Origin of the sequence: Bacillus sp. FJAT-47783, from assembly GCF_022808615.1 — a bacterium.
In the GTDB taxonomy this organism is placed as follows: Bacteria; Bacillota; Bacilli; order Bacillales; family Aeribacillaceae; genus Bacillus_BZ.
Map to the genome: position 1 here is coordinate 163,087 of NZ_JAKZKS010000002.1, position 25,605 is coordinate 188,691.

Sequence of the window (25,605 nt, forward strand, 5' to 3'; positions counted from 1 at the left end):
TGTTGTCCATTATGTTAAATTGACTATAGTCAATGGAAATTTTAAGTTCTCATGCACGATCGATTTGTAAACGATTTACTAATTACATACTGGAGTGATTCCCCTATGGTAAAAAAAGAAGAATATATTCGTAAGCCGGAGTGGCTTAAAATAAAGCTTAATACGAATGAAAACTATACAGATTTGAAAAAGCTAATGCGCGACAATAATCTTCATACTGTATGTGAAGAAGCGAAATGCCCAAATATTCATGAATGCTGGGCGGTAAGAAGAACTGCTACTTTTATGATTTTAGGAAGTGTTTGTACCCGTGCGTGCCGTTTTTGTGCTGTTAAAACGGGTCTTCCGACAGAGTTAGATTGGCAAGAACCAGAGCGCGTAGCAGAGTCTGTAAGAATTATGAACTTAAAGCATGCGGTTATTACAGCTGTTGCTCGTGACGACTTAAAAGATGGCGGAGCTGGCGTATTCGCTGAGACGGTTCGTGCTGTTAGAAAAAAGAATCCATTTACAACGATTGAAGTTTTACCTTCTGATATGGGCGGAGTGTATGAAAACTTAAAAACATTAATGGATGCACGTCCGGATATTTTAAATCATAATATTGAAACGGTTCGCCGTTTAACACCAAGAGTTCGTGCACGTGCAAAATATGATCGTTCTTTAGAGTTTTTACGTCGTTCAAAAGAAATGCAGCCAGATATCCCAACAAAGTCAAGCCTTATGATTGGACTAGGCGAGACGAAAGAAGAAATTATTGAAACGATGGATGATTTACGTGCAAACAATGTTGATATTATGACAATCGGCCAATACTTACAGCCGACGAAAAAGCATTTAAAAGTACAAAAATATTATCATCCAGATGAATTTGCAGAACTACGTGAAATTGCATTAACGAAAGGATTTAGCCATGTTGAAGCTGGACCGCTTGTACGCTCTTCTTATCATGCAGACGAACAAGTAAATGAAGCAGCTAAGCAGCGTCAAGCAAAAGCATAAGTTCAACATGTTCTTTTAATGGGAAAACCGGGCAGCTGCCCGGTTTTTTATGGACTTCGAAATCGGTTATTTCGCCGATTTCGACAATTCCGACCTCTCATTTCTGACCTCTGAACAAAGTCGCATCATAACTTGGCACATAGTTTTTTATGTCCACCGGAAGACGCCATCGGCTCGAGGTCACAAGCTGGTCGTTACAAAAGGTAAAAAGTACCTTTATGTCGGCTTGTCTTGTGCGTATAGCGGAGTCAAGGTGACGACATTGCGCCGCCCACAGGACGTGGCCAGCAGTTAGTCGCAATTGGGGCGTCTTCCGCTTTTCTTATTAACGACGATCTTTCATATCTTTATCGATCTTTTCATTCATTTCCTTATAGCCTTCCCCATTTGCGTTTTCTCCAGAATTTAATGGGCGGCCTTGTGGTGATTTTAACATTTCTTTTATAATTGTATCTAAACTGCGATCAGCTCTTAAAGCATTCGTATCCATTTGACTGTAAGACTCAATTTGTTTAATCAAGTTTGGATTATCGGTTACATATATGTGAAAGTATCGTGGAACAACCGATATAGCCGTCTTTTTTACTTGGTCAGCTGTTTCCAATCGATTTTTAGAATCGGTAACATAACCGACCAATACTTCATCATCTGTAACAAGTGTTGCAACATCGTTCACGTTTGGCAACTGAACGGAAAGGGAGCTAATAATATTGGCAATTTGTTCACGGTCAATCTCAGGTGTTTGTGTGGAGAGCTTTTCATATCCTTTTATAGGACTTTTTTGATGGCGGACATATCCGAAATGATTGTCCATATCATCTGTTCCATTTTTAATACCATCCTCGTTATACAATTCACTTCGATCTGTCACATTAATCGTATTTCCGTTTTCTTCATATAAGTCTTGATTTTCGGCACCGAGTTGACAACCTGTTAACGTAAGTGCTGCCGCGATGAAAACAGGAATCAGTTGTTTCTTCAAATTTTTCACCTCCTACACATAGAGTGACCATCTCATAAAAAATGTTGTGAGGCAATTGATGGGGAAATTACATTCGTTTATCATAAAGAAAGAGAGTTCATTGGAAGGCGAGGTACATCGATGATTACCATTCAAAACCAGCAATACGAATTAGTCAAAGAATTTAAAAATGGATTTAACGAAGAAGCATTTAAAGCAAGATATAGTGAGATATTAAATAAATATGATTTCATCGTAGGGGACTGGGGATATAATCAGTTGCGATTACGTGGTTTTTTTGATGACCAAAATCAAAAGGCAACTTACGATACGAAAATAAGCACGCTAGATGAATATTTGTATGAGTATTGTAATTACGGGTGTGCGTATTTTGTTTTAAAGAAGATTAAATAATGCATTTTTCATCTAGTTACAAAATAAGTCGGAGCCAAATAGCTCCGACTAAGATTCATTTTCAAAAGGGGGTTGTTCCTTTTGGGAAGGGTCGTCGTGAATCGGATGACTTCCTGGATCTTGTCTTTGTAAGTCTTGGTGGAACGATTTAAACTCATAGTTAAATGCGCTGTAATGTCTTTGACCCTCTTGCCACGGTGAGCTTTTGTTTTCGACTCGTTCATGCTTATTTCTTGGTGAGCCGTAGGGGCCTTCGGGTAAATCTTCGGGCACTAAATAATTGTTTATTGCTTCAACATTTGAGAAATCCGTATACTCTTCTTGTTTTTCATTTTTCATATTTTCTCACCTTCCGAAAAGATTTCTCCACGTACTTATATCTTTCCGCGTATCCTTCCTGTTATTCGGAAGATGAAAGAACAATTAAATCCATTAAACGACTTCATATAAAAAATCACGTAATTCCTGAGCATCTTCCTCATTTAATTGAAAAGCATGCTCTAAATATCCAGGCTCTTTTAAATCATCAGGCCCAATAATGGCAAATCGATTGCTTTGTATATTTAAAACAAGATGTTTTCCGTAGTAGCGATCGGATTGGACAATGGCTAAATCAAATCGTTGATTTTCACCCATAAAACTAACAAATCGAGTTTTTGTATCAACAATATCATCATATAAATAAAAACGCTCACTCATTGTGGTTTTACCTCCTTTAAAAGCATCCTAAAAGGATTGTAACATATTATATGGGGAATCATTGTAAACGATAAGAGGCATTATGCTAAAATAAAGTTTATAGTAATAATCGCATACTATTTTAAGGGGGAAGTCAAATTGTATTTCGTGGACCGGGAGAAGATTGAGCAAACATTAATTTATTTAGAAGACCTCGTTCAACTTTTTGAATCACAAAAGTGGGTTACTTCAGTGGAGCAAAAAGCGGTTGAACGAATTGTACATATGATTATTGAGTCTATTCTGGATGTTGGTAACGCAATGATTGATGGATTTATAATGCGTGATCCTGGTAGCTTTGAAGACATCATCGATATTCTTGAAGATGAAAAAGTTATTCGTGAAAATGATGCCAATGCATTAAAAGAAGTAATTCCTTTCCGTAAGCAACTTGTACAACATTATTTAACAATAAATCATGAAGAGATGATTCAAACGATAAACAAGCAAATTTCAGCGTTGAAATGTTTTCCATTACAAATCCGTTCGTACATTGAGAATGAGCTCGGACCGGTATCCGCATTTAGGAAGTAATAAGAAGATGTAAGCGAACGATTTCTCTTGAGGTGATAGTAACATGAGTAACTATAAAGGATATTTAATTGACTTAGATGGAACGATGTATCGTGGTACAGAAAAAATTGAAGAGGCTGGAGATTTCGTTCATCGGTTAAAGAATCGTGGGATTCCATATTTATTTGTAACGAATAACTCTTCAAAAACACCGAAGCAAGTGGCTGAAAAGCTTATGAACTTTGATATACCAGCTGAAGAATCACAAGTATTTACGACAAGTATGGCAACAGCTAACTTTATTTTTGAACAAAAAAAAGATGCTACAGTGTACGTAATTGGAGAAGAAGGAATACATCATGCACTACTAGAAAAAGGGTTCAACCTTACGAGTGAAAACCCTGACTATGTTGTGATGGGGATTGATCGCAAAATCACTTATGAAAAGCTTGCAATAGCATGTTTAGCTGTACGAAATGGTGCAACCTTTATTTCAACAAATGGAGATATTGCCATTCCGACAGAACGCGGCTTTTTACCCGGAAATGGGTCGTTGACGTCTGTTATTACTGTGTCAACAACGGTTCAACCTATTTTTATTGGAAAACCAGAATCGATTATTATGGAACAAGCTTTAAAAGTGCTTGGGACAAAAAAAGAAGAGACGTTAATGGTAGGAGATAATTATGATACCGATATTAAAGCGGGGATTCATGCCGGAATTGATACATTATTAGTTCATTCAGGAGTCACAACGAAAGAACATTTACAAGAAAAAGATATTCAACCCACGTATACGGTTGATACGTTAACAGAATGGTTTCAAAAAATGTAAATAGAGAAAAAGGAAGTAGTAGCAGTCGCTTCCTTTTTCCAATGACAGTATCGATATGGTCCATCAACCATTCAGTGGGGGAGGAAAAAAACCACTGAATGAAGTTTCACTTTACCCCACTCTTAACGGGCGGTAAGATCCCCCACCTCAAGATTCTATAGTAAAGCAAAGAAGATAGGTGGGGGACAACTCCCCGTAAAGGTCCGATTAGTTCAACTAACATTCAGTGGGGGAAGAAAAACCACTGAATGAAGTTTCACTTTATTCAACATTTGCTGCACGGTGTGCTAAGCGACTTGAAGCTGCCGCAGCAATCGCCCCGACGATATCATCTAAAAATGTATGGCATTGACCGGAATTTTTATCATTTAGAGATTGTAATATCCCAGGTTTTTGTTTATCAATATATCCATAATTTGTAAACCCGATAGATCCATAAATATTAACGATAGAAAAAGCTAATATTTCGTCGACTCCGTATAGACCCTCGTCCGAATTGAGTATAGTTTGCAAAGGTTCTTCAAGTTTTTTTTGCTCTGCCAGAACATCTAACTGAATACCTGTTAAAATGGCATTTTGTACTTCGCGTTTCGCAATAACGCGATTAACATTGAAAATACATTCATCTAAAGATAAGTTTGGATGATATTTTTTTTGAAGGAAATAGACTAATTCAGCAATATCTTCTAATTTGACTCCTCTTTCTTCGAGCCATTTCCTAGCTTTTAATTCAACTTGATTCATTTTTTCTTTCATAGGCGTCACCCAATCCTTTTTATTATTTTATACGCTAATAAGCAATAACATGTGTTTAATTTTAAGAATTTTCAGTTAATTATACTATACTATACATGAATGGTTTATGAAAAGTTTTCCCTAACTGTTTAGAAGTAATCGTAGATCAAAGGTCATTGTATATAAAAAACGATCATATTAATCGGTGAGATTCACTATTTTAAAATAAGGCAAATTTCTTTCACAACCAGTGTTTTTTGACAAAAATTTATCCATAGAGCTATTCAAAATGACAAGAAATCATTTAGGGGGAAAGAGAATGAAGAACGAAATTGAGGAACAATACGGATTGAATGTTTTACAATTTTTTAAGCACGGTCAGTACGAAGCATTTAGAACGAGAAGAAATATATGCTTAATCGTACCTGTTTCAAACTTAGAAGATGAAGAACTATATGAAATGTATCAAATGGCTCAACATATGTTAGAAAAAAAAGAGAGAAACGTTGCGATGTTTTTGCAAACAAAACAAGGTACTCTTCGTTTTCAATATGAAAATGAAACTTATTCAATTGTTCAAATTCCGTTTTATTCATTGGATCAAGAAGAAAGCATAACGGGAAAAGGCTTAGCTAAGTTCCATCAACGAGGTCGGTCATTTGCTTTTCAAGTAACAAAAACAAACCGAATTGGTAAGTGGAAGGGGCTTTGGGAAAAACGATTGGATCAGCTCGAAATGTTTTGGAGAGGGAAAATTTATACGAAGCCACTTGAATCATTTGATCGATTGTTTACTGAATCTTTTCCATACTATGTAGGACTATGTGAGAATGCTATTCAGTATTTAGTTGATACAGAGCTAGATGACGATCCATACCCTGTTGATTCAGCAACGATTTGTTATCAACGATTTACACCTGATTTGTTCCATCACTCAAAATGCAAGCTGCCTACCGAATGGGTTTATGACCATGCATCACGAGATATTGCTGAATTTATTCGATATGAGTTTGTCCAAAATCATCGTGTTGTAAATAGTACGTTTTTAGACGAGTATGAACGAACAACACCTTTATCATCGTTTTTTTGGCGATTAATTTTTAGTCGATTACTATTCCCAGTTCATTATTTTGAGTGCATTGAAAACTACTATATAGCTCAAGATGATGAAAGTCGTAATTCTTTTAAGAACGAGTTGCAATTAATTCTAGACAATACAAATAACTATGAGCAATTATTAACTTCCTTTTCATCCATGTTGTCCATACGAACACGGAAAATTCATCTGCCGAAAATTCATTGGCTCTCATAAAAAAAGAAAATAGAATTTGATAAGATATGATTGATGCAGCTTATATGTACGAGGAGATGAAGTGATGAAGCCATATGTGTTTATTACGAGAAAACTAAAAGAAGAACTCATCGCACCATTAAAAGAAATAGCACATGTTGAAATGTGGGAAAACGAAGAAGTACCTTGTCCTCGAGAGTTACTGTTGAAAAAATCAAGTGAAGCAGATGCATTATTGACAATGCTGTCTGATCAAGTGGATGAGGAATTGTTAGAGGTGCAAAAAAATTTAAAAGTCGTTTCAAATTTAGCCGTCGGATATGACAATATTGATATTGAAGGGGCAACAAGACATCATATCGCCGTTTGTAACACACCAGATGTTTTAACCGAAACAACGGCTGACTTAACTTTTGCGTTATTAATGGCCACTGCAAGAAGAATCGTTGAAGCGGCTGAATTTGTTAAGGAAGGGAAATGGACGGGATGGTCTCCGTTTTTACTTGCAGGAAGTGATATCCATCATAAAACAATCGGTATTGTTGGCATGGGAAATATCGGGCAAGCGGTTGCGAAACGAGCTAAAGGATTTTCGATGAATGTGTTATATCATAATCGAACAAGAAAGGTGGAAGCGGAGAAAGAGATAGGAGCACACTTTTGTTCGTTTTATGAATTACTAGAGAAATCTGATTTTGTCGTTTGTCTAACCCCGTTAACGAAAGAAACAAAGCATTTATTTAATAAAGATGCATTCGAGCGGATGAAGGGTTCGGCTATCTTTATCAATGCTGCACGCGGAGCAGTTGTTGATGAGGAAGCGTTATATGATGCTCTAATGACAAAAAAAATAAAAGCAGCTGGATTAGATGTATTTAAAGAAGAGCCAATAAATGAGCAACACCCATTATTGACATTAAAGAATGTGGTAGCATTGCCACACATCGGAAGTGCTAGTATGGAAACACGCGAAAAAATGATGACACTTTGTGTTGAAAATATTATTCAAATTTTATCTAATAAAGAACCGATTACGTTAGTTAATAAGGAATGGATGGAACAATAAGAGTCAGGGGCATCCCCTGGCTCTTTCTTATAATTCAATGAAAAGGTGGGGAAAGAAGCGAAGAATGAGTTTGTAAGTTCAAAAAGCAAGGTAGAGTTTTTCTCTGAGAAAAATCATTTTGTCATTGCTGTTATCAATGCCATTGAATAGTCATGAAAAATTTGTGAGAGATGATTTCTTTTTCCAACAATATAGTAAGCGGTTACAAGAATGCATAGACTGAAAATTTACTCTTGTAAAATAATTGTTTCATCTTTATAATGACAATAACAAAGGATGTATTTTCTAAGAGGACATTTGTTCATCTCGAAAAAACGACAGGGAGTTGGAGTAAAGTGGAGAAAATTTCGGTTGGTTTACTAGGACTTGGTACGGTAGGTACTGGAGTAGTGAAAATTGTTGAGGATCATCAGGATAAATTAATGCATTTAATCGGTTGTCCTGTTCAAATAAAGAAGATTTTAGTGCAAGATATTCAAAAGCAGCGCAAAGTGGATATTGATCAGTCCTTATTAACAACGAACCCTCTAGAAGTCATTGAAGATCATGAAATTGATGTCATCATTGAAGTGATGGGTGGAGTTGAAAAAACGAAAGATTATTTACTTGAAGCGTTGAAACGGAAAAAGCATGTTGTAACAGCGAATAAAGACTTAATGGCTGTTTACGGGACGGATTTATTAAAAACCGCAACTGAAAATGGCTGTGATTTATTTTATGAAGCCAGTGTTGCTGGTGGGATTCCGATTTTACGATCACTTGTCGACGGATTAGCTTCTGATCTTATTACGAAAATGATGGGTATTGTGAACGGTACAACAAACTTTATTTTAACGAAAATGTCTAAATTCGGAAGTCCATATGAAGAAGTGTTAAAAGAAGCGCAGGAATTAGGGTATGCAGAAGCAGACCCAACAGCTGACGTAGAGGGGCTTGATGCGGCTCGGAAAATGGCGATTTTAGCTCGTTTAGGATTTTCCATGGAAGTGGATTTAGAGGATGTTTCCGTCAAAGGAATTTCAAGTGTTACAGAAGAAGACATCAATTATAGTAAACGACTTGGCTATACAATGAAGCTTATTGGTATTGCAGAAAGAAGTGGTGAGAAAGTAGAAGTTAGTGTTCAACCTACATTATTACCAGACAGTCATCCACTCTCTTCGGTAAATGATGAATTTAATGCTGTCTATGTATACGGTAAAGCGGTAGGAGAAACGATGTTTTACGGACCGGGAGCAGGTAGCTTACCAACGGCAACAGCTGTCGTTTCCGATTTAGTTGGCGTATTAAAAAATATGCGTTTAGGTGTAAACGGAAGCAGCGCAGTTTCCCCGCAATTTGAGAAGAAAATGAAGACGCCAGAGGAGATATTTGCTCAATACTTTTTACGTATTCATGTACAAGATGAAGTTGGGGCTTTCTCTCAAATAACCTCTATATTCTCAGATCACGGAGTTAGCTTTGAGAAAATTTTACAGCTTCCGTTGAAAGAGAAAGGGTTAGCGGAAATTGTCGTTGTCACACATAAAGGTTCGAAAAAGGATTTTCAAGAAATTTTACAACAGCTAAAAGAGTTAAATGTTGTAACAGAAGTAAAAAGCACATATCGCGTAGAAGGGAACGGCTCACGATGAGATGGAAAGGACTAATTGAACAATATAAAGATTATTTACCAGTTAATGAACAAACACCTAGGTTAACACTGAATGAAGGAAATACGCCTCTAATTTATTTAGATAAATTATCAAAGCAGCTTGAGATTGAACTGTATGTGAAAACAGAAGGAACAAATCCAACCGGTTCTTTTAAAGATCGCGGAATGGTGATGGCTGTGGCGAAAGCAAAGGAGGAAGGGAGCACAACGGTTATGTGTGCTTCGACAGGAAATACATCTGCAGCAGCAGCAGCCTATGCGGCTCGTGCCAACATGCGCTGTATCATTGTTATTCCGAATGGGAAAATTGCTTTCGGAAAGTTAGCCCAGGCGGTGATGTACGGGGCTGAAATTTATGCAATTGATGGGAATTTTGATGATGCACTGAAAATGGTACGTGAAATATGTGAAGAAATGCCGATTACATTAGTCAACTCAGTCAATCCGTATCGAATTGAAGGGCAAAAAACGGCCGCATTTGAAGTATGTGAACAGCTCGGTCAAGCTCCTGACATATTGGCGATTCCTGTTGGAAATGCGGGGAATATTACAGCGTATTGGAAAGGGTTTAAAGAGTATCACGAAAAACATCAAACAAGTCTTCCGAAAATGCACGGTTTTGAAGCGGAAGGTGCCGCTGCGATTGTAAAAGGCCAAGTAATTGAAAATCCAGAAACGATTGCCACTGCGATTCGAATTGGGAACCCAGCAAGCTGGAAATTTGCTGAAAATGCTGCAAAAGAGTCTGAGGGAAAAATAGATCTTGTTACAGATGAAGAGATTTTACACGCTTATCAACTTGTTGCAAGAACAGAAGGAGTTTTTGCAGAACCGGCATCATGTGCATCCATTGCAGGTGTTATGAAGGATGTGAAAAACGGAACGATTAAGAAAGGGAGCCGTGTCGTTGCCATTTTAACAGGAAATGGATTGAAAGATCCGAATACAGCTATTGATGTATCTTCAATTGAACCGATTGTATTACCGAATGAAAAATCAGCCGTGTTAAAGCATTTGCAAGAGGTTGTGACAGTATGAAAGAAGGCGACATGTTAATAATTAAAGTCCCTGGAAGTACGGCAAATTTAGGCCCTGGATTTGATTCCGTCGGATTAGCTCTTAATCGTTACTTAACGTTAACGATTACCCCTTCTACAGAATGGTATTTTGAACCCGTTTCTAAAGAAGTGGAAAATATTCCACGTGGGAAAGAAAATTTAATCTATGATGTGGCTGCTACTGTTGCGAATGAATACGGGAAAACACTTTCTCCTTGCCACGTAAAAGTCGAAAGTGATATCCCAATGGCAAGAGGCTTAGGAAGTAGTGCTGCTGCAATTAGTGCAGGTGTTGAACTTGCTAATGAGTTAGCTCAGTTAAATATGACAAAGGAAGAAAAGGTTCATTGGGCGAGTGCAAGAGAAGGTCATCCCGATAATGCAAGTGCCTCATTACTTGGAGGCCTTGTCATTGGGTATATTAGTGAAGATCGAACATATGTAGAAAAAATAGAAGCTATAGATGTCGATATAGTTGCGGTCATTCCTCCTTATTATTTATACACAAGTGACTCGCGAAATGTATTACCAGAAAACTTATCGTATAAAGAGGCGATAAAAGGGAACGCCATTAGTAATATGGTTGTCGCGAGTTTAATGAAAAATAATTGGGAAGATGCGGGAAAAATGATGGAACTCGATTTATTTCATCAACCGTATCGAAGTCAACTCGTGCCAGAGCTACGTGAAGTACAACAAACAGCAAAGCAATTAGGAGCATACGGGACCGTTTTAAGTGGAGCGGGCCCAACAATCTTAAGCTTTGTGCCAAAAGGATTTGGGGAGTTTGTAGCTTCTAAGCTCCAAGTTTCATTTAGTCATTGTGAAGTGACACCTTTAACGGTTGAAAAAAGCGGAGTTGAAATCTTTTATAAACATGTAGAAAATTTAACATAACAAAAGCCGGCTTCTTAAAAGCCGGCTTTTGTTACTAATGATTAAAAAACTTGTTCTACTTCAACGACACCAGGTACTTCTTCTAATAATGCCCGTTCAATTCCAGCCTTTAACGTAATGGTTGAACTAGGACAGCTTCCACATGCACCTAAAAGACGAAGCTTTACAATGCCGTCTTCTACATCTACAAGCTCACAGTCTCCGCCGTCACGTAATAAAAATGGACGTAATTTATCAAGTACTTCTTGTACTTGTTCTTTCATATCCGTGTTTGCCATATTAATCGACTCCTTTCCCTATCATTTATTATATTCAAATGTTGGATGAAAATCTAATGATTGATGTTTAGGTGTCTTTTTCATTTTATCACATTTTGTTTATTTTCAAATATGGATATTTAAGGTTAAGCAGAATGCATGGAAATACACGATTGAATCGAATACAATATAAATAATTAGCCAAGGGGAAAGGGGAATGAGTTATGTCTAAAATGGTTGAAATTTGTGTTTTTGGCGCTGAAGTTTTATGTCCAAGCTGTGTTAATTTACCTTCATCTAAGGAAACGTATGAATGGTTGGAAGCTGCATTAAAAAGAAAGTATCCTGATCAACCTTTTCAAATTACCTATATTGATATACATGCACCATCAACAGATGAAGAGAAAATGGAAATCGTAGAAAAAATCTTAAATGATGAATATTTTTATCCGTTAGTAACGATTAACGGTGTCGTCGTTGGAGAAGGGAGTCCGCGATTAAAAACCATTTACAGCGAGATGGAGAAACATGGATATAAGCCTAAAGAGGAATCAGGAGTATAGTGTTTTGCAGTTTTTATAAATGGATTTAACGAATAAATACAGCCCTGAACAACACTAATGAAAAAGACAGCGGTTAGGCTGTCTTTTTCATTTGTTGATCATTTGGGTGATACGTTCACACATAATTGATCGAAAAGAAAGGAAGTGATAATTACACCGCTATAGTAATATAGTGAAAAAATGTCAGTCCAAATAACATCAAATTTTATACAATACCCTTTTTTATTCTCGAACATTAAATGACAATAAATAACAGAAATTTTAAAAATATAAAAATGTAAATATATCTTTATATTAATATGATTAAATGGTAGTATATGGTGAAATAATATTCAATATTGGTAAAGCATGGGCAGTTGATAGTGAAGGGAATTTTGTTAAAAGTACATATGAACTGAAAGGAAATTCACTTTATCAAACAATTCACTATTCAGGAACGAATTATCCATTGATAGCGGATCCTTTATTCTGTTCGGATACAATTGATAATAAAGCTACAAAATGGAATAGCGGTTATGCTAATGGAAAAGGAACTTTGTCGGTTGTGACGAGAGGTTGTACAAAGGCATACATTACTTCTCACTGGACTCTAGGATCAGGAACAAGGTAGAATATTTGATCAGTTTGTGTGCCACGCTATTAATCCATTAACAATTTATAAGTCTTCTTGGAATTTAGAGCCTTGGCGTCCTGATGTATCAATTATAAACACTTATAAGAAGAAATGTAACCCTTAATGATAACAAAATTTACTGTAAAGGAGAGCTTGTATGGTAGACAATGCAAATCTATTTATATTTGAGCCAAATTATATTTTTGTGCTTTTAATCCTTTTAGGAATCGTATATATAGTCTACTTTGTTATCTCTGCTGTTAAACTCAAATTAGATTTTCTTACCATTAGTACACTTGGACTTTCATTACTGACATATCTTCTTGTTGGATATTATATGGTTGATTCTGGACTTTTTGTGGACAGGTATGCACCAGAAAATTTAGTGTTTAATGGGTATGGTTTTCTAGAATTAATATTGCTAGCATTTCCATATATTTTCTTGGCCTTAGCTGTAGGGTTGGGTAATAAACGAGATAAGTAACTGGGGATTATTAGTAACGTCAAATATAAGATAATCCAGTTGTCACTGTTGACTTAAATAATACTACAAAGTTTCACACAAAAAAGTCGTTTTGAAGAAAATAATCGAAACGACTTTTTGTTGTTTTCTTACAAGGGTAGAGCGTGAACAACTTAAAAATTCGTGAAGCTAAAACAAGCCGTCACACGTGTTCTTTATTTTCGGACCTTTACGGGATTTGTCCCCCACCTATCTTCTTTGTTCTTTACTACAGAATCTTGAGGTGGGGTCTTACTGTCCGTTAAGAGTAGGATAAAAAATGCATCTAAGTTTGTTAACACGTTATAAGAATCGACGGATAGAGAAGTTCGCTATAATGACTTCTGGAGTATGTAAACAAAAATGGACGGGTAAAAAACCCGTCCGAAACCTGTTCTAAATTAAATTTTAATATGATTTCATAATGTGTGAAAAATCAAAAATGTTGAAATATCAATGTTCTAGATGTCTTGCGATTAGAAAAGTGATTTTACCCATTATGATATTTATACATCCAAAGAACGCCTGATTTTAATAGACGCGGTACACGCCCTGTTAAGGCACGATCGCCAAGAACGCCAAATCCAGCTTTTTTACCGAGTGAACCGAGTACACCTTTTAATTTGAAAGGTGGGAATTCTTCTGGTAACGGTTCATTGTTCCAGCGTTTTTCTAGGACTTGAACAATTTGCTCCGCTTGTGCTTCTGCTAATTGTGCACTAGGAGCGTGTGGTAAGCTAGCACAATCACCGACGACAAATACATGTTTATCATTTGGTAAATGATGATGTTTAGTTAAAATAACGCGCCCTTGTGGATCTTTTTCTACGTCCATGTCACGGACAATTCGGTTTGGTTGGATTCCGGCTGTCCAAACGACAACATCACATGTAATGGGTTCATCATGATTATAGACGACATTTGGTTCTACTTTCGTAATGTTTGCTCCGTTAATCACTTCTACGCCATGCTCTTGAAACCAATTTTGAACATATTGACTCAATCGCTCAGGAAAACTCGATAGAATGATTTTTCCACGGTCAAACAATTTGATGTTTAAGTCAGAGCGGCTTTCTCTTAATTCACTAGCAAGCTCTACACCACTTAAACCAGCTCCAACAATACAAACTGTTTCGCCAGCGCCTAAATTATTTAACTTCTGATATGTTTTCCGAGAACTATCAATTGTCTGAATACTGTAAGTAAACTCATCTGCTCCTGGAACGTTATGATATTTGTCTTCACAACCTAGTCCGATAACTACATCATCGTATGGAATGGATTCCCCATCTTTTAATAGAACGACCTTCTTTTCACGGTCAATTCCTGTAACTTCTCCATAAACAGTTCTAAGCTGAGAGTGTTCTGGGAAAGATACACGGACATGCTGATCTGAAATCGTTCCCGCAGCCAGTGCATAATATTCTGTCTTTAAGCAATGATAAGGGTTTTTGTCAATCAACGTAATTTCAACATCACTTGGGAGCTGATTTGGAAGAAGACGATGTAGGATGCGCATTCCACCATATCCGCCGCCAAGAAGTACGAGTTTTTTCATTGTGAATTCCCCTTTTTTCCACTTTTTCCAAAAAACAATCGTAAAATCCGAATAAATAATATAAAATGCCACTAAAAGTATAACGAATTTATGACTAAATCACAATATTTTAATGATAAAACCGCTAATATTATTGTTTTGATAAATTTAGTGTAACATTAGTGTGAGATAGAGGTTAATTAGTATATCCTAATTATTTAAAATTTGAATGATCTATGATAGGTTTTTATATTTTGACGAGCTATGTTGTATTAAGGTAAAGTATCGGTAGTGGGGGGATAATCATGTTGAAACCGATCATCGAATTTTGTGTTAGTAACTTAGCGAATGGTTCTCAAGCCGCACTTGAGAAACTTGAAAAAGATCCGAATTTAGACATTGTTGAATATGGTTGTTTAGGATATTGTGGAAAATGTTTTGAAGGTTTATATGCACTTGTAAACGGAGAAGTAGTGATGGGGGAAGATCCTGATCAGCTCGTTGAAAATATATATCAATATTTAGAAGAGAATCCAATGTTTTGAGGGAGCTTTAAACTCCCATTTTTTTTTTTTGGAGAATTGGAATGAAAATTAATGAACATGGGTAATTTAATTCATGTAGCAATAAATATTTGTACATAAGTACTGAAATAAATGTGTCTAAAAGGTAAAAAAAAACAATAAAAAAGTAGTGGACAGATGTCGGACTTCCTTGTTATTTTTATAGTATCAAAATTAATTTTCCGAGGTGGATAAAGTGACAAATATTTTATGGGGAATTCTAGGTATTGTAACCCTTTTTGTAATCGCTTTTATTTTATCGAATAATAAAAAAAGCATTAGTATTCGAACTGTATTAGGTGGATTAGCGATTCAAGTCCTTTTTGGTTTTATCGTTTTAAAATGGGAAGTCGGACGTCAAGCCTTCCAGAGTGTAACGAATACTGTTCAAAATGTTGTGGATTATGCGAATGCTGGTACTGCCTTCCTTTTCGGAAGCTTAGCAGATCCTAATCAAGCAACTGGATTTATTTTTGCGTTTAAAGTATTAACTCTAATTATATTCTTTTCTGCACTTATTTCGGTATTGTATTATCTTGGAATTATGCAATGGGTTATTCGGATCATTGGAGGCGGCTTGTCCAAAATATTAGGAACAAGTAAAGCGGAATCAATGTCTGCTGCTGCGAACATTTTCGTTGGTCAAACAGAGGCTCCGTTAGTTGTTAAGCCGTATATTAAAAATATGACAAAGTCAGAGCTTTTTGCTGTTATGACAGGTGGACTTGCTTCTGTTGCCGGTTCTGTATTATTTGGTTATGCTGCGCTTGGTATTCCGTTAGAGTATTTATTAGCTGCAAGCTTTATGGCTGCCCCTGGTGGATTAATTATGGCCAAAATGTTAGTTCCTGAAACAGACAAGCCTGAAACGTTAGACGGTTTCAAAATGGAAAATGATGAAGATGCAGCAAACGTCATTGATGCAGCTGCCAAAGGTGCATCAACAGGTTTACAGCTTGCCTTAAACGTTGGTGCGATGTTATTAGCGTTTATTGCTTTAATCGCATTACTAAACGGCATTTTAGGCGGAATCGGCGGATTATTAGGTGTTAAAAACGTATCGTTAGAATTACTTCTAGGATATTTATTTGCACCACTTGCCTTTGTCATTGGTGTTCCTTGGGAAGAAGCATTACAAGCAGGAAGCTTCATTGGTCAAAAAGTAATTGTGAATGAGTTTGTCGCATACTCTAGCTTTGCACCTGAAATTGCAAATCTTTCTGAGAAAACGGTTGCAGTTATCAGCTTTGCTCTTTGTGGCTTCGCAAACCTTTCTTCAATGGCGATTTTATTAGGTGGCCTTGGGGGCTTAGCACCATCACGTCGTCAAGATATTGCTCGTCTTGGTATTCGTGCGATTGTTGCCGGAACACTTGCTAACCTTTTAAGTGCTGCTATTGCAGGTATGTTTATCCTTTAATCAAAAAAAATAAAAGCTCCTTGTTCATTGCAAGGAGCTTTTATTTTTATATGAAAACGGGGGATATTTTTATTGTGAACAGCTTTCCAACATTTTATACTAATAAAAACAAATGATTTGGAGGCTTTTATGAATAAATTTCAATTTACTAAAATGCACGGACTAGGTAACAATTACATTTATGTCAACATGTTTGAAGAAGACATTGAAGAGTCTAAACTTTCGGAGATAGCTGTTAAAGTCTCTAATGTCCATACAGGAATCGGCTCAGACGGTCTAATATTAATTTGTCCTTCGGAGAAGGCTCCTGTTAAAATGCGCATTTTCAATAATGATGGTTCGGAAGGGAAAAATTGTGGCAATGGTTTGCGGTGTGTTGCAAAATATGCGTATGAACATAAGCTAGTAAATGATAAGAAATTTTTGATTGAAACATTATCTGGGTTAGTAGAGGCTGAAGTGCATGTTAATGACGATCGCGTCGTACAATCTGTCACCGTGGACATGGGAGAGCCCAAACTGTTAAAAAAAGAAATACCAATGGCAGGAGATGGAGAACAGCATACAATTAGTGAAAAAATGGATTTCAACGGACAAATCGTTGAGGCGACGACAGTATCAATGGGAAATCCACATATTATTTTTTATGTAGACGATATTCATAACGCACCTGTTACAACGTTTGGACCCATTGTAGAGAAAGACCCTCGTTTTCCAGAAGGAGTGAATGTAGAATTTGTAGAAATCGTAAATGACCACGAATTACATTTTCGGGTATGGGAGCGCGGATCTGGGGTAACACAAGCTTGTGGAACTGGCGCTTGTGCTGCTGTCGTTGCATCTGTATTAAATCACCATTTGAAAAAAGGAACAGAAACGGTCGTTCATCTTGCAGGAGGCGACTTATTTATCAATTGGTCTGAAAATAATCGTGTGTTTATGAAAGGGCCAGCTGAGACGATTTGCACAGGAACGTATTATTATGAATAAGATTAGGCACGTTATTTGAGTAGAGGCTAATGACACGATATACTAAGATTAAAGGATTGGAGGGATGGATATGTCTGAAATTATTACGTTAACTGAAGCGGCTGCTTATCAAATAAAAGATATGATGAAAGAACATGGTGAAGAGAACGCTTATTTACGAATTGGCGTAAAGGGCGGCGGATGTAGTGGCCTTTCCTATGGAATGGGTTTCGACCATGAAAAAAATGAAGAAGATCAGCTATTTGAACAACATGGTTTAAAAATATTAATGGATCAAGAAAGTATTTCTATCATGAAGGGAACGAAAATAGATTATAAACAATCCTTAATGGGCGGAGGCTTCACCATCGATAATCCAAACGCGATTGCAAACTGCGGCTGCGGTTCTTCATTCAGAACGGCTACAAATGAAGGTACGCCGGAGGAGTGTTAAAGTTTTTGAACAAACTTTAGGTTAATGAACGACATTTGTGTATAAAAGTAATGAAATAGCCTTCTCTGTAGATAAGAACTACATGAGAAGGTTTTTTTGTTTTGTATATGTTATTTATTGAAATTGGAAAGTGTATTTCATATGATCACTCATTTTGTAAAGACATGAAATAGCTGCTTTTACTTATATAGAACCTTTCATTATTTTTAAAAAGTTTATTTTTTCGTTGACTCTCACGTAACGGAATACTTTATAGTGAACATTAAAGGGAGGGAAACAGAGCAATGAAAGTAAAAGAAGTGGCCGATTTAGTTGGCGTCAGTGTGCGCACACTGCATCATTATGATGAAATTGGATTATTGAATCCGGAGAAGACAACAGAATCTGGTTATCGTATTTATTCCAATGAGAATCTCGAGACGTTGCAGCAAATTTTATTTTTCAAAGAGCTCGGTTTCCCTTTAAAGAAAATTAAAGAAATTATCTATAACCCCTCTTTTGACCGACTTGAAGCACTTAAACTGCATCGAAACATGCTGCTTGAGAAGCGCAGTCGGCTCGATAAGATGATTGCAACCATTGATAAAACAATCCAACATGAGAAAGGAGAGATTGAAATGACGAATAAAGAAAGGTTTGAGGGATTTGATTTTAGCGCAAATCCGTATGAACAGGAAGCATGCGAACGGTGGGGAGATCAGGCTGTTGATAAGGTCAAAGAGAAAGTGATGAACTTGTCTAAAGATGAACAAGAAGCTTTATCAAAAGCGTGGGATACGATTTATAGAAAGCTTGCAGCGCTTCGTCATGACTCGGCAGAATCAGAAGAAGCACAAGCGGCCATTAAAGAATGGTACGACTTTTTGAATACGCATTTTGGCCATCACTACTCACTTGAAGCATTTAAAGGCTTAGGTCAAATGTATGTCGATGATGAGCGGTTTACGAAAAACATCGACCGATATGGTGAAGGCTTAGCTAAATTTATGCGCGATGCGATGGCAGTCTTTGCAGATCGGCACAAAAAGTAAAAAGTACGCTAGACTAAATAGAATTTGTTTTCGGTTAGTGTGTTAAAGAGCAAATAGTTTAATATTCAAAAAGCACAAATGATGTAGGAAAGAGTACGAGAATAAAAAATTGTTCAATCGCACATATACGATTGAACAATTTTTCTTTCTTAAATAAGTTTACCTTAGATCCGTTGTTCAATTAAACATACTCGTGCTATGCATCGGTTGAACACGTGCTTTCGGATCCATATATGCCTTGGCGTTATTGACGGCTGTCGGAGCCTCACCGAAGCCGCTTGCAATAAGCTTTACTTTTCCTTCGTACGTACAAATGTCGCCTGCGGCATAGATTCCTTGAATATTTGTTTCCATTTTTGAATTAACGACAATCGAATTTTTTTCAATTTCTAGTCCCCAATTTTTAATTGGCCCTAAAGAAGAGACGAAGCCGAAATTGACAATGACATCGTCAACATCTAGCAATTCTTTTCGATCGCCTTTTACTTCTTCTAATACAATTTGTTCGATACGTTCTTCGCCCATTAATTCAATTGGGACAAAAGGTGTTAAAATGTTAACATTCGAATTCTTTAAGTTTTCGACACTATGTTCGTGAGCCCGAAACTTATCACGACGGTGAATAATCGTGACTGCTTCAGCAATTGGCTCTAACATTAATGCCCAATCGACTGCCGAGTCTCCCCCTCCGCAAATCGCGACACGTTTGCCAGTAAATTTCTTTAAATCGTCTACGAAATAATGTAGGTTCTTTTTTTCATACTTTTCTGTGTCTTCTAATTGAAGCTTTCGAGGTTGGAACGCACCGTTTCCGGCTGTAATAATAATCGTTTTCGTATAATGAATTTCTTTGTTTGTTGTTAATTTAAAAATTCCATCTGCTTGTTTTTCAACGGTTTGTACCTGTTGTTCAAGACAAACGGTTTGTTCAAATTTTTCCATTTGCTCTTTTAAATTGTTTACAAGCTCTTGAGCTCGAATTTTTGGGAATCCTGCAACATCATATATGTATTTCTCAGGATATAAAGCCGATAATTGTCCACCTAGCTGTGGTAAACTTTCAATGATTTTCACGGAGGCCTGCCTCATTCCGCCATAAAAAGCTGTGAAAAGTCCAACGGGGCCACCCCCAATAATTGTAATATCATAAACTTTTTGATCTTCGTTCACACCTATCCCCCCAGTCGTTTCTTATCATTTATAATAGCATAATTCATGCCATATATCTTTAAATACTTATTCAAAGCTCTTTTCTAATTTTGTCAAATTTTATCGATTTTTTAGAAGTGTTAGGTGTCTTTTTAGAAAACAAGCATGAAAATGATTTAGAGCCAAAAGAGAGCAGAGTTAAAGCGTGTAAATCTCTCCATTATAAAGAAAAGGCTGACTTTTCTGAACTCAAAATACAGCTTGAAAATCGTCGAATAAAGCGATATCATGGCAATAGGTATTTATATTGTTACTATTTTATGAAAATATTTTTACAATTGTGTGGATGTTTTGTTGTTTTTTGGTTTTTAAAGTGAAGGTTTTCACAATCTTTTATTCCTGAATAAGAAGGAATTGATGAACAAATACTATGATAAAAGGTTGGTGTGTCCTGTGAATAAACCTAAAGTTGTCGTATTAGGTGCAGGTTACGGAGGATTAATGACTGTAACCCGTCTTCAAAAAATGGTCGGTGTAAATGAAGCTGAAATTACGTTAGTGAATAAGCACGATTACCATTATGAAACGACTTGGTTACATGAAGCTTCTGCTGGTACATTACATCATGACCGTTGCCGCTATCAAATTAAAGATGTTATTGATTCCAGTCGTGTCAATTTTATACAAGACACCGTAAAAGTTATTAACCGAGAAGAAAAGAAGGTTGTCCTTGAAAATGGAGAGCTTGAGTATGACTATCTTGTCGTATCATTAGGTGCTCATCCTGAGACATTCGGTATTCAAGGATTAAAAGAATACGCATTCTCTATCTCGAATATTAACGCTGCACGACAAATTCGTGAACATATTGAATATCAATTTGCTACTTATAATACAGAAGAAGAAAAAGATGATACTCGTCTAACAATCGTTGTTGGAGGAGCTGGATTTACAGGTATCGAGTTTTTAGGTGAGTTGGCAAACCGTGTTCCAGAGCTTTGCCGCGAGTACGACATTGATCATAAAAAAGTTCGCATCATTTGTGTAGAGGCTGCCCCAACAGCATTACCAGGATTTGATCCTGAATTAGTTGAATATGCGGTGGATCATTTACAACGTAAAGGGGTAGAGTTCAAAATCGGTACAGCGATTAAAGAGTGTACAGAAAATGGAATTGTTGTAGCGAAGGATGATCAAGTAGAGGAAATTAAAGCGGGAACAGTTGTATGGGCTGCAGGTGTACGAGGAAACAGCATTGTAGAGGATTCTGGATTTGAAGCGATGCGTGGTCGCGTGAAAGTTGAGAAAGACTTACGTGCTCCTGGTCATGAGGATGTATTTATCATCGGTGACTGTTCATTAATAATTAATGAAGAAATCAATCGTCCATACCCGCCAACTGCTCAAATTGCTATGCAGCAAGGTGAAGTGTGTGCGAAAAACTTAGCTACATTAATCCGTGGCAAAGGTGAATTGGTTGAATTTAAGCCAGACATTAAAGGTACGGTTGCATCTCTTGGTGAAGATGATGCAGTAGGTGTAGCATTCGGTAAAAAAATGGTCGGAACGAAAGCTTCCTTCATGAAAAAGATGATTGATAACCGTGCACTATACATGGTCGGCGGCACATCTTTAGTCATGAAAAAAGGTAAGTTTAAGTTATTCTAATCCTATTGTAAAATGAGGAGCAAAAGCGAATCGCTTTTGCTCCTTTTTATGTTTTGTAAATCTATCATAAAAAATGAAGGGAGAACAACGATGAGAAAGGATCGAAAAAATGTTTGGTTAGGTGTGTCAGGAATTGTTGTGAATGAGCGTGGGGAATGGTTAGTAGTGAAAAAAACGTATGGAGGATTAAAAGGGAAATGGTCATTTCCAGCTGGATTTGTAGATGAAGGAGAAACAGTTGAAGAAGCGATTGTACGAGAAGTATTAGAAGAGACTGGGATTCGCGCACAGGTGGAAGGTGTGGTTGGTATTCGATCTGGGGTTTTACAAAAAGGCATTAGTGATAATATGATTATTTTTTTACTTCAAGCGAACTCAACCGAACTGATGATTGAGCCTAAAGAAATTCAAGAAGCAGAATTTCGGACACCGGAAAGCTTAGCGCAAGATCCGGATTCGTCTTTACTTCTTGTTGAATTTGCGAAGCGGAATGTATCAAAACAGCTCATTCCATATGATCATTTTAACCCTGGCAATCACTTTGGATACCGTCAATATATACTATTTTTATAATTTTCAAAAAAATAAGAAAATAAGAGATTTTAAAAGAAATGAATGGATGTATTCGCTTACATAGTCGAATATGTCCAAATATCTCCCTTTATCGATTAAGAAGAACTTGATATATTATTTGAAAAGAAAAAGGGAGAGATCAAGATGACAACAACAACAGTAGAGAAAACACAATGCCCGTATTGTAATGGAAAAGGATATTTCCAGCTCGTTTTAGGTGGATCTGAAACTTGTGAAAGCTGTAAAGGTACAGGGAAAAAGTCATAATTTGTTCAAATAGTGATTGATTGACTGTCTATCATTCATTCAGTACACTTAAAATGGTGTACTGGAGGTGATGACACATGTTAAGTTTACCTGTTCTACTTATTTCGATGCTTTTATTTCTTGTCTTGTTTTTTGGAATCGGATTTTTGTTAAATATGCTACTTCGTATGTCTTGGATTATGGCCATTATTTATCCGATTGTCTGTATATTTATTATAGATGAAGTAAGGTTTATCGAATACTTCCGCTCACCTTCTAACTCATTTCAGGCATTAGGAGAAAAAGTTAGTTCGCTTGCTGTAGCGGATCTATTAATTTTATTTAGCGGTTTAGTTGGTGCGATTTTATCGGGAATTGTCATTAAAATGCTTCGTAAACGCGGATATCAAATGTTTTAAAAAAGCGATGTACCACATGAATGGTACATCGCTTTTTTTGTCTTGTTTTTAGTGAGAAGTGACGTGATGTCGAAAGCGTTATTTTTCTCTTTTTTTAATCCGATAGATCGTATAAACAATCATAATCTTTTTACTCTCTCACACTCCGTCTAGTAATATATGGTAATTGTTTTGGGAGTGTATAATCACTGAAACTATAGGGAACGATTACTGATGAGAGGAGTGAAAAGGAAAAAAATGAAATGTATAAGGATATGGTCACTTCGCGTTTTTATGACCATTTTATTCTTAGGTGCGTTACTTACAACATATGAAGCGATTTCAGGTGTGCAAGCAAAGGAAATTGTCAAGTGGGGCATGGAACAAGTTGGAGCGAAACACGGGTTAAGATGGACAAGTCTCGTCGATAAGTCATTACGTGTTGAGCCTGTTTCTCAAACAGCTATTTCGTCTAATAGTGGAAATCTAGGAACAAAACCATTAGAAGAAGCGGTTGATTGGTCCCAATATCCGAAGAAAAAAGTTATTGCAACAGGATATACAGCAGGATATGAATCCACTGGTAAACAACCTGGGCACCCTGAATACGGTATTACATATTCAGGTGTTAAAGTCACACGTGATTTATATTCTACAATTGCTGCTGATTTAAACATCTTTCCGATTGGAACGATTTTGTTTATACCAGACTATGGTTATGGAGTTGTTGCAGATAAAGGGGCGGCCATTAAAGGCAATCGCCTTGATTTATATTATGAAACCGTTGAGGATGTCTATAATCAATGGGGAAAGAAAGAGTTAGAAGTATATGTCGTTAAACAAGGGAACGGTCAATTAAATGAAAAAGAGTTACGAGAATTAAATGAAACTGAATCGATGCAAGTATTTAGACAACAAATTATCCAATCGAAAAGCTAAGCCAAATGCTTAGCTTTTCGATTGTTAAGGAAATGATAAGTTTACCACCTGTGGACAGCTTTGATCATAGTTGTTTTCTGTCTAGCTCTGGGCGTTAACGGCTAGCAAACTTCCCATTTCATCCGTACGATAAGTCAACATTGACGCACTTACATTCTTCGTGATTCCTTTATCTCTTACGGAAAAGGTACAGTTTGTACGCCGCTTTAGCGAACTCCCTTCGCTTTTGTTCTTAATCTGTGATGATGTTGGCAAGTTGCTTTAATCCTTCAAGAAGTCTTGGGGAAGGGCGACAAAAGAGAGCTTCCTCAAGAAGATGAATCTGTTCATTTTTTACAGCTGTTAAAATCTCTGCATTGGGTCGTTTTAAAACATGAGAGATTTTCATTTTTTCTTGCTTTACACCGACCCACACTAAGCATATGTAGTCGGGATTTCGACTGCAAACATCGTCCCAATCTGTTTGCACACTTGCTAAATTCACGTCACGAAAGCAGTTTACGCCGCCAGCTAATTCACTTATTTCCGTTAACCAATTTTGCTTTCCTGGTGTAAAGATTGGTTTTGGCCACCATTCAAAATAAATAGAAGGACGTTCTACATTTTTCTTCGCTAGAACATCGTATTCTTCAATCTTTCGTTTAAACAAATCCGCTTTTTCGTTCGCTACATCCTCTAATTTTAATGCCTTTCCGACTTTAAAAATATCTTCTGCAATTTCATTAAGAGATTGCGGATTTAGTACAAGCTGTGGAATTCCTCGCCGGTCCAACTCTTCAACATTTTTCTCCATGCCGGGAACACTTAATGAAGAAAGAACAAGGTCTGGCTTAAACTGTTCGAGCAAATCGATATCAATCGATAAATCGGGGCCTAGTCTTGGAAGTGTATTTATTTGTGACGGCCAATCTGAATCGTCATCTACAGCAATCAATTTGTCTGTAAGTCCTAACCATTCAACAATCTCTGTATTGCTTGGGCAAATGGAAATAATTTTCACGATATCACCTACATGATAAAAAGATAATATAAGATCAATGTTAATAAAATACCTGTTAATCCCCCGAAAAAGACTTCAATCGGTTGATGTCCAAGGAGCTCCTTTAGTTTCTTTTCTTTTTCTTGCTTTTCTGTTTTTGGCCAAACTTTTGCTTCTTCAACAAATCGGTTGAAATCTGTTACGAGTTGATTTAAAACGGTTGCTTGTTCTCCAGCATGTCTGCGCACACCCGTTGCATCAAACATCGTAATGATGGCAAAAACAGTCGCTACTGCAAATATAGATGAACCCAACCCGTGTTCGATCGCGACACCGGTCGACAGCGCTGTGACAGCCGCAGAATGTGAACTTGGCATACCACCTGTACTTGTTAAGAGTGACCAATCAAGCTTTTTCGTAGCGATAAATTGAATCGGGACTTTTACAAATTGTGCGAAAAAAATTGAACTTAATGCTGCTAAAAGAGGAAAATTATATAGTAGTTCCATGTTGTTGTTAAGCATCCTTTCAATGTTTGTATCGTAAATTACAATTTAGAGCTAGTCGAATATTCATTTTT

31 protein-coding genes are annotated in these 25,605 nt (G+C 36.8%); 22 read left to right on the plus strand and 9 right to left on the minus strand.

Translation table 11 applies throughout. The features are described from left to right. The first annotated feature begins 105 nt into the window (after positions 1-105). Positions 106-1,002: a lipoyl synthase gene (gene lipA / locus MLD65_RS03185; protein ID WP_243290419.1), complete on the plus strand. Its 897-nt coding sequence runs from the start codon at positions 106-108 to the stop codon at positions 1,000-1,002. Positions 1,003-1,327: 325 nt separating this feature from the next. On the opposite strand, the gene MLD65_RS03190 is transcribed toward lipA, so the two are convergent. Then, complete coding sequence (locus MLD65_RS03190; protein ID WP_243290420.1) at positions 1,328-1,984, minus strand: YhcN/YlaJ family sporulation lipoprotein; 657 nt, start codon at positions 1,982-1,984, stop codon at positions 1,328-1,330. Between the two features lie 120 nt (positions 1,985-2,104). On the opposite strand from MLD65_RS03190, the gene MLD65_RS03195 reads away from it, so the two are divergent. After that, positions 2,105-2,377, plus strand: a complete 273-nt coding sequence (locus MLD65_RS03195) for a YutD family protein (RefSeq protein WP_243290421.1) — start codon at positions 2,105-2,107, stop codon at positions 2,375-2,377. Between the two features lie 48 nt (positions 2,378-2,425). Here MLD65_RS03195 and MLD65_RS03200 read toward each other — a convergent pair whose 3' ends face one another. Both MLD65_RS03200 and MLD65_RS03205 read right to left on the minus strand, forming a co-directional pair. Continuing rightward, a complete protein-coding gene (locus MLD65_RS03200; RefSeq protein ID WP_243290422.1) occupies positions 2,426-2,716 on the minus strand; it encodes a cytosolic protein in 291 nt (96 codons plus the stop codon). 93 nt (positions 2,717-2,809) lie between these two features. Then, a complete protein-coding gene (locus MLD65_RS03205) occupies positions 2,810-3,076 on the minus strand; it encodes a DUF3055 domain-containing protein (protein WP_243290423.1) in 267 nt (88 codons plus the stop codon). A gap of 138 nt (positions 3,077-3,214) precedes the next feature. Here MLD65_RS03205 and MLD65_RS03210 point away from each other — a divergent pair, with 138 nt between their 5' ends. Further along, positions 3,215-3,649 carry a DUF86 domain-containing protein gene (locus MLD65_RS03210; protein ID WP_243290424.1) on the plus strand — a complete coding sequence of 145 codons (435 nt, stop codon included), beginning with the start codon at positions 3,215-3,217 and terminating at the stop codon, positions 3,647-3,649. A 43-nt stretch (positions 3,650-3,692) separates the two neighbouring features. After that, positions 3,693-4,463: a TIGR01457 family HAD-type hydrolase gene (locus tag MLD65_RS03215; RefSeq protein WP_243290425.1), complete on the plus strand. Its 771-nt coding sequence runs from the start codon at positions 3,693-3,695 to the stop codon at positions 4,461-4,463. Positions 4,464-4,724: 261 nt separating this feature from the next. Here the strand turns inward: MLD65_RS03215 and MLD65_RS03220 are convergent, their stop codons facing one another. Next, on the minus strand, positions 4,725-5,219 hold the full coding sequence (locus MLD65_RS03220) for a phosphatidylglycerophosphatase A family protein (protein ID WP_243290426.1): 495 nt from the start codon (positions 5,217-5,219) through the stop codon (positions 4,725-4,727). A gap of 298 nt (positions 5,220-5,517) precedes the next feature. Between MLD65_RS03220 and yutH the strand changes: the two genes are divergently transcribed. The 5 genes from yutH to thrB all read left to right on the plus strand — a co-directional run bounded on the left by yutH (position 5,518) and on the right by thrB (position 11,164). Beyond that, positions 5,518-6,510 (plus strand): spore coat putative kinase YutH, encoded by a 993-nt coding sequence (yutH, locus tag MLD65_RS03225; protein ID WP_243290427.1) that lies wholly within the window; start codon positions 5,518-5,520, stop codon positions 6,508-6,510. A gap of 61 nt (positions 6,511-6,571) precedes the next feature. Further along, positions 6,572-7,555: a 2-hydroxyacid dehydrogenase gene (locus tag MLD65_RS03230; protein WP_243290428.1), complete on the plus strand. Its 984-nt coding sequence runs from the start codon at positions 6,572-6,574 to the stop codon at positions 7,553-7,555. Positions 7,556-7,890: 335 nt separating this feature from the next. After that, positions 7,891-9,189, plus strand: a complete 1,299-nt coding sequence (locus MLD65_RS03235) for a homoserine dehydrogenase (RefSeq protein ID WP_243290429.1) — start codon at positions 7,891-7,893, stop codon at positions 9,187-9,189. Then, entirely contained in the window at positions 9,186-10,247 is a 1,062-nt protein-coding gene (thrC, locus tag MLD65_RS03240) for a threonine synthase (protein ID WP_243290430.1), read from the plus strand. The genes MLD65_RS03235 and thrC overlap by 4 nt, the downstream gene beginning before the upstream one ends. Further along, complete coding sequence (gene thrB / locus MLD65_RS03245) at positions 10,244-11,164, plus strand: homoserine kinase (RefSeq protein ID WP_243290431.1); 921 nt, start codon at positions 10,244-10,246, stop codon at positions 11,162-11,164. Before thrC ends, thrB begins: the two co-directional genes overlap by 4 nt. A 41-nt stretch (positions 11,165-11,205) precedes the next feature. On the opposite strand, the gene MLD65_RS03250 is transcribed toward thrB, so the two are convergent. Then, positions 11,206-11,442, minus strand: a complete 237-nt coding sequence (locus MLD65_RS03250) for a NifU family protein (protein WP_243290432.1) — start codon at positions 11,440-11,442, stop codon at positions 11,206-11,208. Between the two features lie 203 nt (positions 11,443-11,645). Between MLD65_RS03250 and MLD65_RS03255 the strand changes: the two genes are divergently transcribed. The 3 genes from MLD65_RS03255 to MLD65_RS03260 all read left to right on the plus strand — a co-directional run bounded on the left by MLD65_RS03255 (position 11,646) and on the right by MLD65_RS03260 (position 13,081). After that, positions 11,646-11,984: a YuzD family protein gene (locus MLD65_RS03255; RefSeq protein WP_243290433.1), complete on the plus strand. Its 339-nt coding sequence runs from the start codon at positions 11,646-11,648 to the stop codon at positions 11,982-11,984. Between the two features lie 611 nt (positions 11,985-12,595). Beyond that, positions 12,596-12,721: a DUF2599 domain-containing protein gene (locus MLD65_RS18340; protein ID WP_481748486.1), complete on the plus strand. Its 126-nt coding sequence runs from the start codon at positions 12,596-12,598 to the stop codon at positions 12,719-12,721. Between the two features lie 33 nt (positions 12,722-12,754). Beyond that, a complete protein-coding gene (locus tag MLD65_RS03260) occupies positions 12,755-13,081 on the plus strand; it encodes a hypothetical protein (protein ID WP_243290434.1) in 327 nt (108 codons plus the stop codon). 508 nt (positions 13,082-13,589) lie between these two features. On the opposite strand, the gene MLD65_RS03265 is transcribed toward MLD65_RS03260, so the two are convergent. Further along, on the minus strand, positions 13,590-14,657 hold the full coding sequence (locus tag MLD65_RS03265; RefSeq protein WP_243290435.1) for an NAD(P)/FAD-dependent oxidoreductase: 1,068 nt from the start codon (positions 14,655-14,657) through the stop codon (positions 13,590-13,592). A 284-nt stretch (positions 14,658-14,941) separates the two neighbouring features. Between MLD65_RS03265 and MLD65_RS03270 the strand changes: the two genes are divergently transcribed. The 5 genes from MLD65_RS03270 (at position 14,942) to MLD65_RS03290 (ending at position 19,073) form a co-directional block, all read left to right on the plus strand. After that, the gene (locus MLD65_RS03270) at positions 14,942-15,181 is read left to right on the plus strand and encodes a YuzB family protein (protein WP_243290436.1); all 240 of its coding nucleotides are present in this window, start codon (positions 14,942-14,944) and stop codon (positions 15,179-15,181) included. Positions 15,182-15,395: 214 nt separating this feature from the next. Continuing rightward, positions 15,396-16,619, plus strand: a complete 1,224-nt coding sequence (locus MLD65_RS03275; protein WP_243290437.1) for a NupC/NupG family nucleoside CNT transporter — start codon at positions 15,396-15,398, stop codon at positions 16,617-16,619. Between the two features lie 129 nt (positions 16,620-16,748). Next, positions 16,749-17,609 carry a diaminopimelate epimerase gene (dapF, locus tag MLD65_RS03280; protein WP_243290438.1) on the plus strand — a complete coding sequence of 287 codons (861 nt, stop codon included), beginning with the start codon at positions 16,749-16,751 and terminating at the stop codon, positions 17,607-17,609. Between the two features lie 70 nt (positions 17,610-17,679). Beyond that, positions 17,680-18,042: a HesB/IscA family protein gene (locus tag MLD65_RS03285; protein WP_243290439.1), complete on the plus strand. Its 363-nt coding sequence runs from the start codon at positions 17,680-17,682 to the stop codon at positions 18,040-18,042. 284 nt (positions 18,043-18,326) lie between these two features. Continuing rightward, positions 18,327-19,073 carry a MerR family transcriptional regulator gene (locus MLD65_RS03290; protein WP_243290440.1) on the plus strand — a complete coding sequence of 249 codons (747 nt, stop codon included), beginning with the start codon at positions 18,327-18,329 and terminating at the stop codon, positions 19,071-19,073. A 177-nt stretch (positions 19,074-19,250) separates the two neighbouring features. Here MLD65_RS03290 and yumC read toward each other — a convergent pair whose 3' ends face one another. Continuing rightward, positions 19,251-20,243: a ferredoxin--NADP reductase 2 gene (gene yumC, locus MLD65_RS03295; RefSeq protein ID WP_243290441.1), complete on the minus strand. Its 993-nt coding sequence runs from the start codon at positions 20,241-20,243 to the stop codon at positions 19,251-19,253. Positions 20,244-20,639: 396 nt separating this feature from the next. Between yumC and MLD65_RS03300 the strand changes: the two genes are divergently transcribed. The 5 genes from MLD65_RS03300 to MLD65_RS03320 all read left to right on the plus strand — a co-directional run bounded on the left by MLD65_RS03300 (position 20,640) and on the right by MLD65_RS03320 (position 24,046). Continuing rightward, complete coding sequence (locus tag MLD65_RS03300; protein WP_279325944.1) at positions 20,640-21,890, plus strand: FAD-dependent oxidoreductase; 1,251 nt, start codon at positions 20,640-20,642, stop codon at positions 21,888-21,890. Between the two features lie 90 nt (positions 21,891-21,980). After that, on the plus strand, positions 21,981-22,463 hold the full coding sequence (locus MLD65_RS03305) for an NUDIX hydrolase (RefSeq protein ID WP_243290442.1): 483 nt from the start codon (positions 21,981-21,983) through the stop codon (positions 22,461-22,463). Positions 22,464-22,607: 144 nt separating this feature from the next. Beyond that, entirely contained in the window at positions 22,608-22,730 is a 123-nt protein-coding gene (locus MLD65_RS03310) for a YuiA family protein (protein WP_243290443.1), read from the plus strand. 77 nt (positions 22,731-22,807) lie between these two features. Beyond that, entirely contained in the window at positions 22,808-23,128 is a 321-nt protein-coding gene (locus tag MLD65_RS03315; RefSeq protein WP_243290444.1) for a YuiB family protein, read from the plus strand. Positions 23,129-23,365: 237 nt separating this feature from the next. Then, positions 23,366-24,046: a 3D domain-containing protein gene (locus tag MLD65_RS03320; RefSeq protein ID WP_243290445.1), complete on the plus strand. Its 681-nt coding sequence runs from the start codon at positions 23,366-23,368 to the stop codon at positions 24,044-24,046. A 232-nt stretch (positions 24,047-24,278) separates the two neighbouring features. On the opposite strand, the gene MLD65_RS03325 is transcribed toward MLD65_RS03320, so the two are convergent. Together MLD65_RS03325 and MLD65_RS03330 are read right to left on the minus strand one after the other, a co-directional pair. Then, positions 24,279-25,046: a cobalamin-binding protein gene (locus tag MLD65_RS03325; RefSeq protein WP_243290446.1), complete on the minus strand. Its 768-nt coding sequence runs from the start codon at positions 25,044-25,046 to the stop codon at positions 24,279-24,281. 8 nt (positions 25,047-25,054) lie between these two features. After that, entirely contained in the window at positions 25,055-25,534 is a 480-nt protein-coding gene (locus tag MLD65_RS03330; protein ID WP_243290447.1) for a divergent PAP2 family protein, read from the minus strand. Between the last annotated feature and the right edge of the window lie 71 nt (positions 25,535-25,605).